The organism is Amycolatopsis iheyensis, from assembly GCF_024703995.1.
Taxonomy (GTDB): Bacteria; Actinomycetota; Actinomycetes; order Mycobacteriales; family Pseudonocardiaceae; genus Amycolatopsis; species Amycolatopsis iheyensis.
Genome location: NZ_JAMXQV010000046.1, coordinates 36,270 through 54,991, shown reverse-complemented (window position 1 = coordinate 54,991; position 18,722 = coordinate 36,270). Strand labels below are relative to the sequence as shown.

The 18,722-nt window shown below is 73.8% G+C and carries 4 protein-coding genes; all 4 read right to left on the bottom strand.

Features of this window, described 5'->3' with window-relative positions; translation table 11 throughout:
• A partial coding sequence (locus M8542_RS47545; protein WP_257927036.1) for a type I polyketide synthase occupies positions 1-3,207 on the bottom strand: 3,207 nt, incomplete at its 3' end.
• A gap of 9 nt (positions 3,208-3,216) precedes the next feature.
• The gene (locus M8542_RS47540; RefSeq protein ID WP_372508799.1) at positions 3,217-8,487 is read right to left on the bottom strand and encodes an SDR family NAD(P)-dependent oxidoreductase; all 5,271 of its coding nucleotides are present in this window, start codon (positions 8,485-8,487) and stop codon (positions 3,217-3,219) included.
• 22 nt (positions 8,488-8,509) lie between these two features.
• Positions 8,510-13,915: a type I polyketide synthase gene (locus M8542_RS47535; RefSeq protein ID WP_257927034.1), complete on the bottom strand. Its 5,406-nt coding sequence runs from the start codon at positions 13,913-13,915 to the stop codon at positions 8,510-8,512.
• Between the two features lie 152 nt (positions 13,916-14,067).
• The gene (locus M8542_RS47530) at positions 14,068-18,720 is read right to left on the bottom strand and encodes a type I polyketide synthase (RefSeq protein ID WP_257927033.1); all 4,653 of its coding nucleotides are present in this window, start codon (positions 18,718-18,720) and stop codon (positions 14,068-14,070) included.
• Positions 18,721-18,722 lie beyond the last annotated feature (2 nt).

Sequence of the window (18,722 nt, the reverse complement as noted above, 5' to 3'; positions counted from 1 at the left end):
GGCAGGCCGAGCCGCGGCGGCCGGGTCGGCGGCAGACTCGGCCCCGGCCGACAGACCGGCGCCGGGCCGCGCCGCCGGCTGCGGGGCGAGCAGGCCGGTGGCGTGCAGCTGCCACGGCTCGTCGTCCTCGGCGCGCTCGGCGCGGGAATGCACAGTCAGCTCGCGGCGGCCCTCGTCGTCGGCCGGGGCGGCGAGCACCTGCAGGCGGACCGCGCCGTCTTCCGGGATGACCAGCGGCGCCGCGAGGGTCAGCTCGGCGAGGTGCTCCGCGCCGACGTGTGCGCCCGTGTGCAGCGCGATGTCGACGTACGCGGTCGCCGGGAGCAGGACGTTGCCCAGCACGACGTGCTCGGCCAGCCACGGCGAGGTCGCCGTCGACAGGCGGCCCGTGAACAGGTAGCCGTCGCCGCCCGCGAGGCCGGTCGCCGCGCCGAGCAGCGGGTGCCCGGCGGCGCCCAGCCCGGCGGTCGCGACGTTGCCGCCGGTGTCCGTCGCGTCGAGCCAATACCGCTTGTGCTGGAACGCGTACGTCGGCAGCGCGGCGGTTTCGCGTTCGGGCAGCCACGCGCCCAGGTCGGGCCGGACCGCGGTCTTCGCGACCAAAGTGGACAGTGCGTCGAGCACGCTGCGTTCCTCGGGCTTGCCCGGGTGCAGCATCGCCGCGGTGGCGTGGTCGCCGGCGCCGAGGGTGTGCCCGGCGAGCGTGGTGAGCGTCGTGTCCGGGCCGACCTCGAGGAAGCCGGTGACGCCCCGGGCGGCCAGGGTCTCGATCGCGGGCCCGAACCGGACGGCTTCGCGGATGTGCCGGGTCCAGTAGTCCGGGTCGGTGAGCTGATCGGCCAGCTCACCCGTGACGTCGGAGATCACCGGGATGCGCGGCTCGTGGTAGGTCAGCGTGGCCGCGTAGGCGCGGAACGCCGGCAGGATCGCCTCGGTGTGCGGTGAGTGGAAGGCGTGGCTGACCTTGAGCGCCTTCGCCTTGCGGCCGCGGGCTTTCCACTCCTCGACGATGGCCGTGACGGCGTCACGATCGCCCGAGATCACCAGCGAGTCGGGGCTGTTGACCGCGGCGATCGAGACGGTCCCGGGCAGCTCGCCGAGGTCGTCCGGCGTGGCGGCGAGGGTGGCCATCGCGCCGGTCGGCGGGAGGGTCTGCATGAGCTGCGCGCGCTTCACGACGAGCCCGGCCGCGTCTTCGAGGGAGAGCACGCCGGCGAGGTGCGCGGCGGTCAGCTCGCCGATCGAGTGGCCGACGAGGAAGTCCGGGCGGACGCCGAAGGACTCCAGGAGCCGGTAGAGCGCGACCTCGATGGCGAACAACGCGGGCTGCGTGTGCTCGGTCTGGTACAGCAGCTCGGCTTCCGGGCTGCCAGGCTCGGCGAAGACCAGGGACTTGACGCCGACCGCCGTGTGCTCGTCCAGCGCGGCGCAGGTCTCGTCGAAGGCGGTGGTGAACGCGGCGAACCGGCCGTACAGCTCGCGACCCATGCCCGGGCGCTGCGAGCCCTGGCCGGAGAACAGGACGGCGAGCGCGCCGTCGGTGCCGGTGCCGGTGACGACGTCCGGGGACTTGGCGCCCTCGGCGAGCGAACGCAGTGCCGCCAGCGGGTTCGAGCCGGTCTCGGCCAGGACCACCGCGCGGTGGTCGAGCCGCGCGCGCCCGCGGGCCAGCGTGGCCGCCACGGCCGCGGGGTCGGTCTCGGGGTGCTCTTCGAGATGGGCGGCGAGCCGGCCGGCCTGGGCACGCAGGGCGTCGGCGGTCTTGCCGGACAGCACCCACGGCGTGTGCGCCCGCGTTGCCGCCACGCGCTCGACCGGTTCGGCGGCCGGCGGCTCTTCGACGATGACGTGCGCGTTCGTCCCGCTGATGCCGAACGACGAGATCCCGGCGCGGCGCGGACCGTCGGAAACCCAGTCGCGGGCTTCGGTGAGCAGCTCGACCGAGCCCGCCGTCCAGTCCACTTTGGACGACGGACGGTCGACGTGCAGGGTGGCCGGGAGCACGCCGTGGCGCATGGCCAGGACCATCTTGATGATCCCGCCGACCCCGGCCGCGGCCTGGGTGTGGCCGAGGTTCGACTTGAGCGAGCCGAGGTAGAGCGGCTTGTCCGGCCGGTGTTCGCGGCCGTAGGTGGCCAGGACGGCCTGGGCCTCGATCGGGTCGCCGAGCGAGGTGCCGGTGCCGTGGCCCTCGACGGTGTCGACGTCGGCGGCTTCCAGGCCGGCGTTGGCCAGGGCCTGCCGGATCACGCGTTGCTGCGACGGCCCGTTCGGTGCGGTGAGGCCGCTGCTCGCGCCGTCCTGGTTGACCGCGGTGCCGCGGATCACCGCGACGATCGGGTGGCCGAGGCGCTGGGCGTCGGAAAGCCTTTCCACCAGCAGCATTCCGGCGCCTTCGGACAGGCCGGTGCCGTCGGCGGCGTCGGCGAACGCCTTGCAGCGCCCGTCCTTGGCCAGCGCGCGCTGGCGGCTGAACTGGATGAACGGCTCCGGGATGGCCATCATCGCGACGCCACCCGCGAGCGCCAAGGAGCATTCGCCGTTGCGCAGCGCCTGCACCGCCAAGTGGAGGGTGACCAGCGACGACGAGCAGGCCGTGTCGGCGGTCAGCGCCGGGCCCTCGAACCCGAAGGTGTAGGAGACGCGGCCGGCGGCGACCGCGCCGGAGTTGCCGTTGCCGAGGAAGTTCTCCAGTTCCTCGGAAACCCGGCCAAGGCGGGTGTGGTAGTCGTGGTACATCATCCCGGCGAACACGCCGGTCCGGCTGCCGCGCAACGACGTCGGGTCGATGCCCGCGCGTTCCAGGGCTTCCCACGACGTTTCGAGCAGCAGCCGCTGCTGCGGGTCCATGGCCAGGGCCTCGCGCGGCGAGATGCCGAACAACGCGGGGTCGAAGTCGGCGACGTCGTCGAGGAAGCCGCCGGTCTTGATGTAGCTCGTGGCCGGCCGGGTCGACGTCGGGTCGTGCAGCTCGGCCAGGTCCCAGCCGCGGTCGGCCGGGAACTCGCCGACCGCGTCGACGCCGTCGGCGACGATCCGCCAGAGCTGCTCGGGGGTGCGGACGCCACCCGGGAAGCGGCAGGCCATCCCGACGATCGCGATGGGCTCCCGGCTCGCCTCTTCGACCTCGCGCAGGCGGCGGCGCGTTTCGCGCAGGTCCGCCGTGGCGCGCTTCAGGTATTCGAGGTACTTGTCTTCGTTCGGCACCGGGGACTCCTAGCTGTCCAGCTCGTGGTCGAGCAGGTCGAACAGTTCTTCCGCGGTCGCCGAGTCCAGCTCGGCCCGCTCGTCGGCCGGCCCGCAGGCGGCGGCCAAGGCCCGCAGCCGGGTGGCGGCCTTCTGGGCGTCTTCCGCGTCGACGGCCTTCAGCAGGCCTTCGAGCCCGTCGAGCGCGGCACGCAGGGCGCCGCCGGCCTCCGCTTCGGCGCTGGGCAGCTCGGTGTCGAGGAACTTGGCCAGCGCGGCCGGGTTCGGGTAGTCGAAGATCAGCGTGGCCGGCAGGCGCAGGCCGGTGGCCGCGTCGAGCTGGTTGCGCAGCTCGACGGCGGTCAGCGAGTCGAAGCCGAGGTCGAGGAAGCCCCGCTCGGCGCCGACGTCGGCCGGCCCGCTGTGCCCGAGCGCGAGCGCGGCCTGCGTCCGCACCAGGTCCAGCAACGCCTTCGCCCGCTCCTCCCCACTCAACCCGGTCAGCTTCCCGAGGGCGTCGCTTTCACGTGAAAGCGACGCCTTCTTGGCCGGGACGCGGATGAGGCCGCGCAGGAGGGCCGGGACGCCGTCGCCGGCTTTCGCGCGCAGGGTCGGCAGGTCGAGGCGCATCGGGACGAGCAGCGGGAGGTCGCTGCCGAGGCTCTGGTCGAGCAGCTTCAGGCCGTCCTCGATGGACAGCGGGAGGACGCCGGTGCGGTTGATGCGGCCGCGGTCGCCTTCGGCGAGGGTGCTCGTCATGCCGCCGCCGGTGTGCTCCCAGGAGCCCCACGCGAGCGAGTGCGCGGGCTTCCCGGTGGCGCGGCGGTGCTGGGCGAGGGCGTCGACGTAGGCGTTGGCGGCCGCGTAGTTCGCCTGGCCGGGGCTGCCGAGGACCCCCGAGGCCGAGGAGAACAGGACGAACGCGTCGACGTCGCCGACGAGGTCGTGCAGGTTCCGGACCGCGTCGACCTTGGCCCGCAGGACCTTGTGCAGCTGGTCGGGGGTGAGGTTGGTGACCAGGCCGTCGTCGAGGACGCCGGCGGTGTGGATGACGCTCTTGAAGTCGTGGGCCGCGACCAGCTTCTCGACGGCTTCCCGATCGGCGACGTCGCAGGCGACGACCTCGGCGCCGAGGTCCTGGAGCTCCGCCGCACCCGGGGCGTCCGGGCCGCGGCGGGAGGCCAGGACCAGGTCGCGGACGCCGTCGGCGATCAGGTGGCGGGTGACGATCGAGCCGAGGCCGCCGGTGCCGCCGGTGATCAGGACCGGGCCTTCGAGGCGCTTGGCCTCGGGTGCCGGCGTCTTCGCGAGCCGCGGGGCGAGGAGCCGGTCACCGCGGATCGCGAGCTGGGGTTCGTCGGTGGCGAGGACCGGCGCCGAGCCGTCGGTGTCCAGGAGGACGAACCGGCCCGGGTTCTCCGACTGCGCGGCGCGGACCAGGCCCCAGACGGTCGAGTGGGCGAGGCCGGGGACGTCCTCGGCCGCGGTGGCCACGGCGCCGGTGGTGACGAAGACGAGCTGCGCGCCGGCCAGCCGGGCGTCGGCGAGCCAGGCCTGCACGAGGTCGAGGGCCTGCTCGGCGGCGGCGTGCGGGTCGGTCCCCGGCAGCGAGGTGAAGACCATGCTGGGCGCGGGGAGGTCGTCGTCCAGCTCGGCGAGGAGGGCCTGCAGGTTCGCGAAGGAGCCGAGGTCGGCGAAGGCCTGGGCTGGATCGTCGTCGGTGGTGGCGAGGGCGACGCGGTGCCGTGGTGGCTGGGCGGCCTGGACGGGCACCCAGTCGACGGTGAAGAGGGCGTCGCTCTTCGCGGTGGTGATCAGTTCGGGCGACAGCGGCCGCGAGACGAGCGAATCGGCCTGGGCGACGGGGTTGCCGTCGGTGTCGGTGACTTCGACGGTGAGGCCGCGGGTGCCGGTGGCGGCCAGCCGGACGCGCAGGGTGTCGGCGCCGGTCCGGTACAGGCGGACGCCGGTCCAGGAGAACGGCAGACCGGCGTCGGCGGCGTCGGCGAGGAGGCCGGGGATGCCGACGGCCGGGTGGAGGGCGGCGTCGAGGAGAGCGGGGTGCAGGCCGAAGCGGGCGGCGTCGGCGCGGACGTGCTCGGGCAGGGCGACTTCGGCGAAGATCTCCTGGTCACCGCGCCAGGCGTGGCGGACGCCGCGGAAGCCGGGGCCGTAGGTGAGGCCGGAGTCGGCGATGCGGTCGTAGAGGCCGTCGAGGGAGACGGGCTCCGCTCCGGCGGGCGGCCATTCGGTCAGCGGCTCGAACGAAGAGTCCTTGGCCGGGGACAGGAACCCGGTCGCGTGGGCGGTCCACTCCTCTTCTTCCGCTGCCGGGCGGGAGTCCAGGCGCAGCGGCCGGCGGCCGTCCTCGTCGGGTGGGCCCACGAACAGCCGGACCACCACCGCGCCCGTCTCCGGGAGCGCCAACGGCGCCGCCAGCGTCAGCTCCGCCAGCTCCGCGCCGCCGCCGACGTGCAGGGCCAGGTCGATGTACGCGGTGGCCGGCAGGATGACCGTCCCCAGCACCACGTGGTCCGCGAGCCACGGGTGGCTCCGCAACGACAGCCGGCCCGTCGCGACCAGGCCGCCGTCCGGCAACGCGAGCGTCGCGCCCAGCAGCGGGTGCGCGGCCGCCGCCTGGCCGAACGCGTCCGCGTCGCCGCCCGCCTCGCCCGGGTTCAGCCAGAAGTGCTTGTGCTGGAACGGGTACGTCGGCAGGTCGACCAGCCGGCCCCCGGCGAAGTCCCAAGCCACCCGCACCCCGGCCACGTGCAGCCGCGCGAGGGCCGACCGCAGCGCGCGGGGCTCGTCGACCTTCTTCCGCAACGCCGGCACCGCGCCCTCGACCAGCGACGACAACGCGCCGTCGGGGCCCAGCTCCAGGAACGTCCGGACACCGGCCTCGCGCAGCGTCGCGACGCCGTCGGCGAACCGGACCGCTTCCCGCACGTGCCGCACCCAGTACTCGGGCTCGGTCAGGTCCGCGTCGCCGCCGGTGAGCGTCGAAACCACCGGGATCGCCGGTGCGGCGAACGTCAGCTGCCCGACCACCGCGCGGAACTCGTCGAGCATCGGGTCCATCAGCGGCGAGTGGAACGCGTGCGACACCGGCAGCCGCTTGGTCTTCCCGGCGCACCGCTCGGCGATCGCCGCGACCGCGTCTTCGGCACCGGAAACCACCACGGCTTCGGGGCCGTTGATCGCGGCGATCGCGACGCCCTCGGTGAGCAGCGGGACGACCGAAGCCTCACTGACCTGCAGCGCGATCATCGCGCCACCGGCCGGCAGGGCCTCCATCAGGCGGCCGCGGGCGGTGACGAGCCGCGCGGCGTCGGCCAGCGACAACACCCCGGCGACGTGCGCCGCGGCGATCTCGCCGATCGAGTGCCCGGCGACGAAGTCCGGGTGGACCCCGGCCGACTCCAGCAGGCGGAACAGCGCGACCTCGATCGCGAACAACGCGGGCTGGGTGTTACCGGTCCGGTTGAGCGCATCGGCGTCCTCGCCCCAGATCACGTCCCGCAGACCGGGCTCGAGCAAGGCGAGCACCTCGTCGAACGCCGCGGCGAAGACCTCGGACTCCGCATACAGCTCGCGGCCCATGCCGAGCCGCTGCGCGCCCTGCCCGGAAAAGAGGAACGCCAGCTTGCCGTCCACAATGGACCCGGTGACGACGTCGGCGGTCGCTTCCCCGGCGGCCAGTGCGGCCAGCGCGTCCTCGTGGTTCCCGAGGACGACGGCGCGGTGTTCGTGCCCGGCCCGGCTGCGGGCCAGCGAGAACCCGACGTCGACGAGCCGGCGCTCGCGCACCGTCTCCAGCACCCGTGAAGCCTGGGCCCGCACCGCTTCCGGCGTCCGGCCCGACAGCGGCAGCACCGGCGATGTGGTGAATGACTCGTTCACCACGTTTGTCGCGGGTGCCTGCTCCAGGATCACGTGCGCGTTGGTGCCGCTGATCCCGAACGACGACACCGCCGCGCGACGCGGGCGGTCGGCCTCCGGCCACGGCCGGGCCTCGGTGAGCAGCGCGACCGCGCCGGTCCATTCGACGTGCGGGGTGGGCTCGTCGGCGTGCAGCGTGCGCGGCAGGACGTCGTTGCGCAGGGCCAGGACCATCTTGATCACCCCGGCGACACCGGCCGCGGCCTGCGTGTGGCCGACGTTCGACTTGACCGACCCCAGGTACAGCGGCCGGTCCGCCGGACGCCCGCGGCCGTAGGTGGCCAGCAGCGCGTCGGCTTCGATCGGGTCGCCCAGCGACGTGCCCGTGCCGTGCGCCTCGACCGCGTCGACGTCCGAAGTGGACAGTCCGGCCGCGGCCAGCGCGGTCCGGATCACCCGCTGCTGCGACGGGCCGTTGGGGGCGGTGATGCCGTTGGACGCGCCGTCGGAGTTCACCGCGCTGCCGCGGACCACGGCCAGCACCGGGTGACCGAGCCGCTGGGCATCGGAAAGACGTTCCACCAGCAGCATTCCGGCGCCCTCGGCGATGCCGAAGCCGTCGGCGGCCGCGGAGAACGGCTTGCAGCGGCCGTCGCGGGACAAGCCACCCTGCTTGCTGAACTCGGCGAACAGGTCCGTGGTGCAGACGACGGTCGCGCCGCCCGCCAGCGCCAGCGAGCACTCGCCGCTTCGCAGTGCCTGCGCGGCGAGGTGCAGCGTGACCAGCGAAGACGAGCACGCGGTGTCGACCGTGACGGACGGGCCTTCGAGGCCGAGCGTGTAGGAGATCCGGCCGGAGACGACGCTCGCCGCCGAGCCGGTGGACAGGTAGCCCTCCCCCTCGGGCGCCTGCAGGAGCAGGTTTCCGTAGTCCTGGCCGTTGGTCCCGGCGAACACCCCGACCCGCTCGCCACGCAGCGACGCCGGGTCGATGCCCGCGCGCTCGATGGCCTCCCACGACGTCTCGAGCAGGACGCGCTGCTGCGGGTCCATCGTCAGGGCTTCGCGCGGCGAAACGCCGAAGAAGTCCGCGTCGAAGTCCCCGGCCGCGTCGAGGAACGCGCCGGTGCGGACGTAGCTGGTGCCGGGGCGGCTGAGCTCCGGGTCGTACAGGCGGTCCATGTCCCAGCCGCGGTCGGCCGGCACCTCGGCGACGGTGTCGACGCCGCCGGCGAGCAGGTCCCAGAACCGCTCCGGGGTGTCCGCGCCGCCGGGGAAGCGGCAGCCGATGCCGACGATCGCGATCGGCTCGGTGGCGCGGGCCTCGACGTCGGCGAGCCGCGCCTGCGTGTCGTCCAGCTCGGCGACCGCGCGCTTGAGGTAGCGGCGGAGCTTGTCCTCGTTGTCCATGCGTTGCACCTCGTTCGAAAGCGGGGGGGGGTCAGGCCGTGCCGAAGCGGTCGCCCAGCAGGTCGAGCAGGTCGTCGTCGGTGGCGGCGTCGGCCAGCGACGCCGGGCCCGCGCCGCGCGCGGCGTCCCACAGCGGGCGCAACGCCTGCAGCCGGCCGGTGATCCGGGCCAGCGCGGGCTCGTCGGATCCGAGCGCGGCCACCGAGCCGGGGGTGAGCGCGGCCAGCGCCGCTTCCAGCCGGTCGAGCTCGGCCAGCAGCGGGACGGCGGTTTCGGCGGCGGGCTCGGCCAGCCCTTCGGCCAGGTGCCCGGCGACGGCCCGTGGGTTCGGGTAGTCGAAGACCAGGGCGGCGGGCAGCTGCTGCCCGGTCGCCGCGGTCAGGCGGTTGCGCAGCTCCAGCGCGGTCAGCGAGTCGACGCCCAGGGCGCTGAACGCCCGGTCCGCGCCGACCTCGGCGGGTCCGGCGTGCCCGAGCACCGACGCGGCCGTCGTGCGGACCAGCTCCAGGAGCCGCTTCTCCCGGTCCTCAGTGGACAGTGCGGTCAGCTCGGCCCGGAAGCGGGCGGCATCCACGGTCCGCGTCTCGCCACTCCCCTTGGCCGGCGCGGGCACCAGGTCCGAGAGGATCGCCGGCAGCGCGCCCGCCTTGGCGTCGGCACGCAGCCGGGCGCGGTCGAAGGGCACGGGGACCAGCGCGGTCTCGCCCGACGCGCATGCGGCGTCGAACAACGCGGCGCCGTGCTCGGCGGTCATCGGGACGAGCCCGCCGCCCTCCAGGCGCTGCAGCTGCGCGTCGCCGAGTGCCCCGGCCATGCCACTGCGCTCTTCCCAGAGTCCCCACGCCAGCGACGTCGCGGGCAGGCCACGGGAGACGCGGTAGGCGGCGAACGCGTCGAGGAACAGGTTGGCCGCCGCGTACGGGCCCTGGCCCGCGCCGCCGAAGGTGCCGGCGAACGAAGAGAAGAGGACGAACGCGTCGAGGTCCGCCGTCAGCTCGTGGAGGTTCAGCGCCATGTCGACCTTGGGGGCGAACACGCGCTCGACCTGGCCGGGCGTGAGGTCGCCGAGCAGGCCGTCGTCGAACACCCCGGCGGAGTGGACGACGGCGGTCAGCGGGTGCTCGGCCGGGACGGTGGCCAGCGCGGCGGACAGCGCGTCGCGGTCGGCGCCGTCGCACGCGCACACCTGGGTTTCGGCGCCCAGCTCAGCGAGTTCGGCGACCAGCTCGTCGGCGCCGGGGGTGTCCAGGCCGCGGCGGCCGAGCAGCAGCAGCCGGCGGACGCCGTGGGTGCCGGCGAGGTGCTTCGCGATCAGGGAGCCGACACCCTTGAGGCCGCCGGTGACCAGCACGGTTCCCCGGTCCCATCGCGGTGTTTCGCCCGGCTGCGGGGAGATCCGGGTGAGCCGGGGCACGAAAGCGGCGCCGTCGCGCAGCGCGAACTGGTTCTCCCCGCCCAGGAGCGTGCCGATCAGAGCCGCGGTGGACTCGGCGGCGCCGTCGGTGTCGAGCAGGACGAACCGCTCGGGGTGCTCCGCCTGCGCCGAGCGCACCAGCCCCCAGACCGGGACGTGCGTGAGGTCGACGTCGTCCTGGTCGCCGATCCGGACCGCGCCGGCGGTGACCACGACCAGCCGGGAGTGCCGGAGGTTCGGCTCGGCGAGCCAGTCCTGGAGGGTCTTGAGCATCGTGGTGGTCGCGGCGCGGGCCTGCCCGGCGAGGTCCGCCGGCGTGGCCGCGGGCTGCGGCGGCAGCGACAGGAAGACGTACTCGGGCGCGGGGCCATGGGCCAGCGCCGCGATGTCGGCGTACCGCTCGCCCTGCGCGCCCGCGGCTTCGAGGGCCGCGGCGACCTTCAGCTCGTCGTCACCCAGCAGCGCGAAGGTGCCGGACGTCGTCGGGCGCGTGACTTCCGGGTGCGTGACCCAGTCGACGCGCAGGGGCGGCTCGACCGGCGCGGCGCCGACCGGGCGCATGACCAGTGTGCGCACGGCGGCGACCTCGGCGCCGGTTTCGTCGGCGACCAGCACCGACAGCGCGTCGGCGCCGGCCGCCCGGATCCGCGCCCGCAGCGTCGTCCCGGCGGGGCGGCTCAAGCGGACGTCGCTCCAGCTGAACGGGCCGCGCCCGCCGTCGCCCAGCACGCCGAACCACGCGCCCTGCAGCGCGCCGTCGAGCAGTACCGGGTGCAGGACGTAGGAGCCGGCTTCGCGGTGCAGGTCCTGCGGCAGCGACAGCTCGGTGAAGACGTCGTCGCCGCGGTGCCAGGCCGCGGTGACGCACTGGAAGGCCGGTCCGGCGTGGACGCCGGCGTCCGCCATGGCCTCGTAGAAGTCGTCCAACGACAGGGGTTCCGCGTCACGCGGCGGCCAGGTCGCGAGCTCGTCGGAGCTGGGTTCGGCGGCGGCCGGGGCGAGCCGGCCGGTCGCGTGGACCACCCACTCCTCGTCGTCGGCGCGGGAAGCGAGGGTGAAGGCGCGGTCTTCGGTGACGGTGACCTGGACGGCGACCGCCCCGGTGGCCGGGAGCACGAGCGGCGCCTGGTGGGTCAGCTCCTCGACACGCGGGCAGCCGAGGCGGGCGCCGGTGTGCGCCGCCATCTCCAGCATCGCCGACCCGGCCAGCACGACGGTGTCGCCGAGGGCGTGGTCGGCCAGCCACGGCTGGGCGGTGAGCGAAAGCCGGCCGGAGAGGTAGACGGCGCCGGTGTCGGCGGCGTGCAGGACCGCGCCGAGCAGGCCGTGCTCGGCGGGCTGGAGGCCGACGGTCGCGACGTCCTGGCGGCCCGTCCGCGGCGCCAGCCAGTAACGCTGGTGCTGGAAGGCGTAGGTGGGCAGCGGGACGCGGCGGGCGTTGGAGAAGATCGGCGTCCAGTCGACGCGGCCGTGGTGCAGGTGCAGTTCGGCCAGAGCGGTCCGGAAGCGCTTCTGGCCGGTGCCGCGGCGCAGCGTCGAAAGCACCGGGCGGCCCTGCGCGGCTTCTTCGAGGGGCGCGCCGAGCACCGGGTGCGGGCTCACTTCGAGGACGTGCGTGAAACCGTCCGCGAGCGCGTCGACGACGGTCGGGAAGAAGCGGACCTGGCTCTTGAGGTTCGCCAGCCAGTAGTCGCCGGTGAGCGTCGCGGTGTCGATCTTCTCGCCGGACACCGTGGAGTAGAAGGGAATCCCGGTGCTCACCGGCGTCACCGGCTCGAGGTCTTCGAGGATGACGTCGGCGAGCTGCCCGACCTGCGGGTGGTGCGAGGCGTAGGAGACGTCGATGCGCCGGTAGCTCTCGCACTTCTCCGCGAGTTCGTCCAAAGCGGACACCTCGCCGGAGACGATCACCTGCGCCGGGCCGTTCACCGCCGCCACCGCGAGCCGCTCGTCGATCAGCTCGGCGGCCGCTTCGGCCGACACGCGCAGCGACGCCATGCCGCCGAGGCCTTCGAGGGCCTTGAGCGCGCGGGCGCGCAGGGCGACCACGCGAGCGCCGTCCCGCACCGACAACGCGCCCGACACGGTCGCCGCGGCGATCTCGCCCTGGGAGTGCCCGACGACTCCGGCGGGCTCGACGCCGTAGGACCGCCACAGCGCGGCCAGCGACACCATGATCGCCCACAGCAGCGGCTGCACGACGTCGACCTGGCTGGTTTCCTCGGCGAGCTTGTCGAACAGCGACCAGTCGACGAACTCCGACAGCGCCTGGTCGCACTCGCGCAGCTTCTGGGCGAACACCGGCTCCAGCACGGCGAGTTCCAGTCCCATGTGGACCCACTGCGAACCCTGGCCGGGGAACACCATCAGCACCCGGCTCGGCGCGCCGGTGCCCGAGCCGAGCAGCTCCGGGTTCGCCAGCCCGGCCAGGAGCTCTTCGCGGTCCGAGGCGACGACGGCGGCGCGGTGCGCGAACGACGTCCGGCCCAGCAACGAGAACCCGAGGTCGCCCAGGGAAACCGAAGGGTGCGCCAAGACGTGCTCGCGCAGCCGGTCGGCCTGGTCCCGCACCGCTTCCGGGGTCCGGCCGGACAGCACGACCGGGATCGCGCCGGCCGGTACTCCGGCACGCTCGACCGGCTCGGCTTCCGGGGCCTGTTCCAGGATGACGTGCGCGTTGGTGCCGCTGATGCCAAAGGAGGAAACCCCCGCCCGGCGAGGCCCCTCGGTCTCCCAGGGGCGCGCTTCCTGCAGCAGCTCGACCCCACCACCGGCCCACTCGATCTTCGACGACGGCGTCGAGGCGTGCAGGGTCTTCGGGAGGATCCCCGCCCGCAGGGCCTGGACCATCTTGATGATCCCGCCGACGCCGGCCGCGGCCGCGGAGTGGCCGATGTTGGACTTGAGCGAGCCGAGCCACAGCGGCCGTTCGCGGGTGCGGTCCCGGCCGTAGACGGCGATCAGCGCGTCGGCCTCGATCGGGTCGCCCAGCGCGGTGCCGGTGCCGTGCGCCTCGACGACGTCGACCTCGGCGGCCGACAGCCGCGCGTCCTCCAGCGCCGCGAGGATCACCCGCTGCTGCGAAGGGCCGTTGGGGGCGGACAACCCGCTGCTCGCGCCGTCCTGGTTCGTCGCGGAGCCGCGGACGATCGCGAGGACGTCGTGGCCGTGGCGGCGGGCTTCCGAGAGCCGCTCCAGCACGACGACGCCGACCCCTTCGGACGCGCCGAAGCCGTCGGCGCCGTCGCCGAAGGCCTTGCAGCGGCCGTCCGGGGCGAGCGCGCGCTGCTGGCTGATCTCGATCTGACCCTGCGGGGTCGACATGATCGTCACCCCGCCGGCCAGCGCCAGGGTGCACTCGCCGGCCCGCAGGGCGCGGGCGGCGAGGTGCAGGGAGACCAGCGACGACGAGCAGGCCGTGTCGACGGTGACCGCGGGGCCCTCCAGGCCGAAGGTGTAGGCGACCCGGCCGGAGATGACGCTGGCCGCGCTGCCGGTGAACAGGTAGCCCTCGTACTCCTCGGACACCCCGCGGGCGGCGGCGGTGTAGTCGTCGGACCAGCCGCCGATGAACACCCCGGTGCGGCTGCCGCGCAGTGTGCGCAGGTCGATGCCGGCGTGCTCGATGGCTTCCCAGGAGACCTCGAGGAGCTGCCGCTGCTGCGGGTCCATGACGACGGCCTCGCGCGGCGAGATGCCGAAGAACTCGGCGTCGAACCGGTCGGCGCCGCGCAGGTAGCCGCCGCGGCGGACGTAGGTCTTGCCGGGCGTGGCCGGCGTGGGGTCGAAGATCGCGTCGTGGTCCCAGCCGCGGTCGTCGGGGAACCCGGCGATGGCGTCGGTCTCGTCGGCCACGAGCCGCCAGAGCGCGTCCGGGCCGTCGACCCCGCCGGGGTAGCGGCAGCCCATGCCGACGACGGCGATCGGATCGTGGTCCTCGAGCTCGCGCACGCGCTGCCGCGTCTGCTTCAGGTCGGCGGTGACCAGGCGGAGGTATTCGCGGAGCTTCTCGACATCAGCCATTTCAGCTTCGACCTCATTCGGCGCAGGCGAACGGAATTCTCTTTTCAAGCTATGGACCGGCCCCGGCGCCGACAACCCCTACCGTTCCCCTAGACACCCCTGCGCCCCCGTCGAGCTGCGGGAGCTCGGCGGGGGCGCAGGGGTGCGGAAAGTCAGGCCGACAAGCCGTTGTCGATGAACTCGAACAATTCTTCGTCGGTGCCGAAATCAAAAGAACTGTCCGTTTCGGAATCGCCTTCGACCCATTTCGCGAGGAACGACTGGAGGCCGACCTTGAGCTGGGCCCGGGTGATGCCGTCCGGGGCGGTCGCGGCGAACGCCCGGCCCAGCTCGTCCAGCCCGGCCAGCACCGACGCGGCCGTGGTGGTGCCGGCCGGGGCGAGCCGGCCGGCCAGGTGAGCGGCCAGCGCGGTGGGGGTCGGGTAGTCGAACGTGAGCGCCGTCGGCAGCTGGAGGCCGGTGAGCGCGCTCAGCCGGTTGCGCGTTTCCACCGCGGTGAGGGAATCGAACCCCAGCTCGGTGAAGCCGCGCTCGGGGTCGATCGCGGCCGGCGACGCGTGCCCGAGCACCGCGGCCGCCTGTGCGCGGACCAGCTCCAGGAGCAGGGGTTCCCGCTCGGCCGGGGGCGCGTCGGCCAGCTGTTGCCGCAGGGCGGCACCCGCGTCGGCGGTGACGGCGGCCGAAGCCGGGCCGGTCACCGGCACGACCGCTTCGGGCAGCTGGTCCAGCAGCGTCCGGGGGCCGTGCCGCTCGACCAGCCGTGGCCAGTCGACGTCGGCGACCCCGACGGCGACGTCCTGGTGGGCCAGGGCGAGGCCGAGGGCGGTGACGCCGGTGGCCGCGGCCATCGGCGCGACGCCTTCGCGGCCGAGGCGGTCGGCGATGGCGTCGTCGGCGGCGAGGCCGGTGCCGCCCCACGCGCCCCAGGCCACCGAGGTGCCCGGGAGCCCCGCCGCGCGGCGTTGCTCGGCCAGGGCGTCCAGGTAGGCGTTGGCGGCGGCGTAGTTGGCCTGGCCGGCGTTGCCCAGGACGCTGGCGAACGAGGAGAACAGCACGAACGCGTCGAGGTCGTGAGTGAGTTCGTGCAGGTGGCGGGCAGCGTCGGCCTTCGGGCGCAGCACGGTGGCGAACCGGTCCGGGGTGAGCGAGTCGAGCGCGCCGTCGTCGAGGACACCGGCGGCGTGGAAGACCGCGGTGGGTGGCTCGATCGTGGCGAGCAGCCCGCGCAGGGCCTCGCGGTCGGCGGTGTCGCAGGCCGCGACGGTGACCTCCGCGCCCAGCGCCCGCAGCTCTTCGGCCAGCTCGGTGGCGCCTTCCGCGACCTCGCCGCGCCGGCTGGTGAGCACGACGTGCCCGGCGCCGTTCGCGGCGAGCCAGCGGGCGACGTGCGAGCCCAGCGCGCCGGTGCCGCCGGTGACCAGCACGGTCCCCCGCGGCCGGTACTCGCTCCCGGCGGCCCCGCCGACCGGGCTGCGGACCAGCCGCCGCGAGAAGAGCCCTTCGGCCCGGACGGCGACCTCGGGTTCGGCGCCGGACAGCGCCGCGACCAGCAGGTCCGGGTCGTCGTCGGCGGGGAGGTCGACGAGGCCGCCCCAGCGTTGCGGGGCCTCGATGGCGGCCACCCGGCCGAACCCCCAGAGCTGGGCCTGCACCGGGTCGACGGCGCCGGGTTCGCGGGTCGTGGCGACCGCGCCGCGGGTGAGGCACCACAGGCGGGCGTCGCCGCCGGCGTCACCCATGGCCTGGGTGAGCTGCACGGTCGCGAGGAGGCCGAGCCGGGCGAGCACGCCGGTGAACGGTTCCCCGGTGAGCAGGTCGGCGAAGCCCGCCCGGTCGGTCTCCGGGCCGACCTCGACGCGCACGACCTCGGCGCCCCGGCCTTCGAGCTGGGGAGCTTCGACGCCGGGCGGGGTCAGGACGAGCCACCGGCCGGTGAGCCGGGGCGCGGCCGGCCGGGACAGCGGTGTCCAGGCGACGCGGTAGCGGAGAGCGTCCTGAGTGGACCGCTCGTCGCGGCGTCGCTGCCAGTCCGACAGCGCCGGGAGCACGGGGCCGAGGACGTCATCGGCCACGCCGAGGGTCTTGGCGACCTCGTCGACGTTCTCTTCGCGGACGGCGGCCCAGAAGGCGGCTTCGGCGGCGTCCGTCGAGCCGGTGGGCTTCGGGGCGTCGAGCCAGAAGCGTTCGTGCTGGAAGGCGTAGGTCGGCAGGGGTACTCGGGTGGCGCCGTCGAACAGGGGTGTCCAGTCGACGCGGCCGTGCCGGACGTGGAGTTCCGCCAGAGCGGTCCGGAAGCGCGTCTGCCCGCCTTCGCGGCGGAGGGTCGAGAGGACCGGGAGGCCTTGGGCGGCTTCCTCCAGCGGGGCGCTCAGCACCGGGTGCGGGCTGACTTCCAGGACGTGCGTGAAGCCCTGCTCGAGGGCGGCCACGACGGTCGGGAAGAACTTGACCTGGCTCTTCAGGTTCTCCAGCCAGTACTCGCCGGTGAGGGTCGCGGTGTCGATCTTCTCGCCGGACACCGTGGAGTAGAACGGGATCTCAGTGCCCACCGGCGACACCGGCGCGAGGTCCTTGAGAATCACCTCCGCCAGCTGGCCAACCTGCGGATGATGCGAGGCATAGGAAACATCGATACGGCGATAGCTCTCGCACCGCTCGGCCAACTTGTCCAAAGAGGACACATCGCCGGACACGATCACCTGCGCCGGGCCATTCACCGCCGCCACCGCGAGCCGATCATCGATCAGCGCCTCGGCCTCCTCGGCCGACACCCGCAACGACGCCATCCCACCGATACCTTCGAGCGCACGCAACGCTTTCGCGCGAAGAGCCACCACTCGGGCGCCGTCCTGCAACGACAACGCACCCGACACGGTCGCCGCGGCAATCTCCCCCTGCGAATGGCCCACCACACCAGCGGGCTCGACACCGTAGTGACGCCACAGCGCCGCGAGCGACACCATGATCGCCCACAACAGCGGCTGCACCACATCGACCTGGCTGGTCTCTTCCGCCAGCTTGTCGAACACCGACCACTCGACGAACTCCGACAACGCCGCGTCGCACTCCCGCAGCCGCTCGGCGAAGACCGGCTCGGCCTCGGCCAGGTCCAGGCCCATCCGGACCCACTGCGAACCCTGGCCCGGGAACACCATCAGCACCCGGCTCGGCCCGGACCCCGCACCCGTGATCGGCAGGTTCGTCAGGCCGTCGAGGAGTTCGTCGCGGCCCGAGGCGACCACGGCACCACGGTGCGCGAAGCTCGCGCGGCCCGTGGCCAGGGAAAACCCGAGGTCACCCAGGGAAAGCGACGGGTGCGCCAGTACGTGCGCACGCAACCGCGCGGCCTGGTCCCGCAGCGCCTCGGCCGTACGGCCGGACAGCAGCACCGGCACGGCACCCGGCACGTCGGAGGTCTCGATCTCGACCGGCGGAGCTTCCTCCAGGATCACGTGCGCATTGGTGCCGCTGATGCCAAAGGAAGAAACTCCCGCCCGGCGCGGCCCCTCGGCCTCCCACGGGCGAGCCTCCTGCAGCAGCTCCACCCCACCGCCGGCCCACTCGATCTTCGACGACGGCGTCGACGCATGCAGAGTCTTCGGAAGAACTCCGGCCCGCAACGCCTGCACCATCTTGATCACGCCACCCACCCCGGCCGCGGCCTGGGCGTGCCCGATGTTCGACTTCAACGAACCCAGCCACAGTGGACGGTCCCGCTCGACACCGTAAACCGCCTGCAACGCCTGCACTTCAATCGGGTCACCGAGGGCGGTCCCGGTCCCGTGCGCCTCCACGACGTCGACATCGGACGCGGACAACCGGGCATTCCGCAGGGCGGCCTGGATGACACGCTGCTGCGAAGGACCGTTCGGCGCGGTGAGCCCGTTCGACGCGCCATCCTGGTTCACCGCCGAGCCCCGCACCACGGCGAGCACCTGGTGTCCATTGCGGACGGCGTCGGAAAGCCGTTCCAGGGCCAGGAACCCGATGCCCTCGGCCGCGCCGAAGCCGTTGGCGTCGTCGGAGAACGCCTTGCAGCGGCCGTCCGGGGCCAGCGCGCGCTGGCGGCCGAGACTGGTGAACGTGGCCGGGGTGCACATGATCGTGACGCCGCCGGCCAGGGCCAGCGCGCAGTCCTGGTTCCGCAGCGACCGCACCGCGAGGTCGATCGCGACCAGCGACGACGAGCAGGCCGTGTCGACCGACATCGTCGGCCCCTCCAGGCCGAGGGTGTAGGCGATCCGGCCGGTGGCGGTGCTGGCCATGTTGCCGTTGTCGAGGTAGCCCTCGAGGTCGGCGGGCACGGTCGCCAGCCGTGTCGAGTAGTCGCTCTGCAGCACGCCGGCGAACACGCCGGTGAGGCTGCCCTTCAGCGAGTCCGGGTCGAGCCCGGCGTCTTCCAGGGTCTCCCAGGCGACTTCGAGGAGCTGCCGCTGCTGCGGGTCCATCGCGAGAGCCTCCCGCGGCGAGATGCCGAAGAAGGCCGCGTCGAAGTCGTTGGAGTCACGGACGAAACCGCCCGAGCGCACGTACGTCTTCCCGGCCGCGTCGGGGTCGGCGTCGAACAGCGCGTCGACGTCCCAGCCGCGGTCGGCCGGGAACTCGCCGATCACGTCCGCGCCGTCGGTGACCAGCCGCCACAGGTCCGCGGCCGAGCGCACGCCGCCGGGGAACCGGCAGCCCGTCCCGACGATCGCGATCGGCTCGTGCGCGGCGTCCTCGACCTCCACCAGGCGACGGCGGCTGCGCCGCAGCTCGGTGGTCATCCACTTCAGTTCCTTGAGCAGCTTCTCGTCGTTCGGCATGG

What these genes read in the sequence shown, in the direction of transcription:
- M8542_RS47535 (WP_257927034.1), bottom strand. Translation starts at nt 13,915, where the DNA reads ATGGCTGATGTCGAGAAGCTCCGCGAATACCTCCGCCTGGTCACCGCC.
- M8542_RS47530 (WP_257927033.1), bottom strand. Translation starts at nt 18,720, where the DNA reads ATGCCGAACGACGAGAAGCTGCTCAAGGAACTGAAGTGGATGACCACC.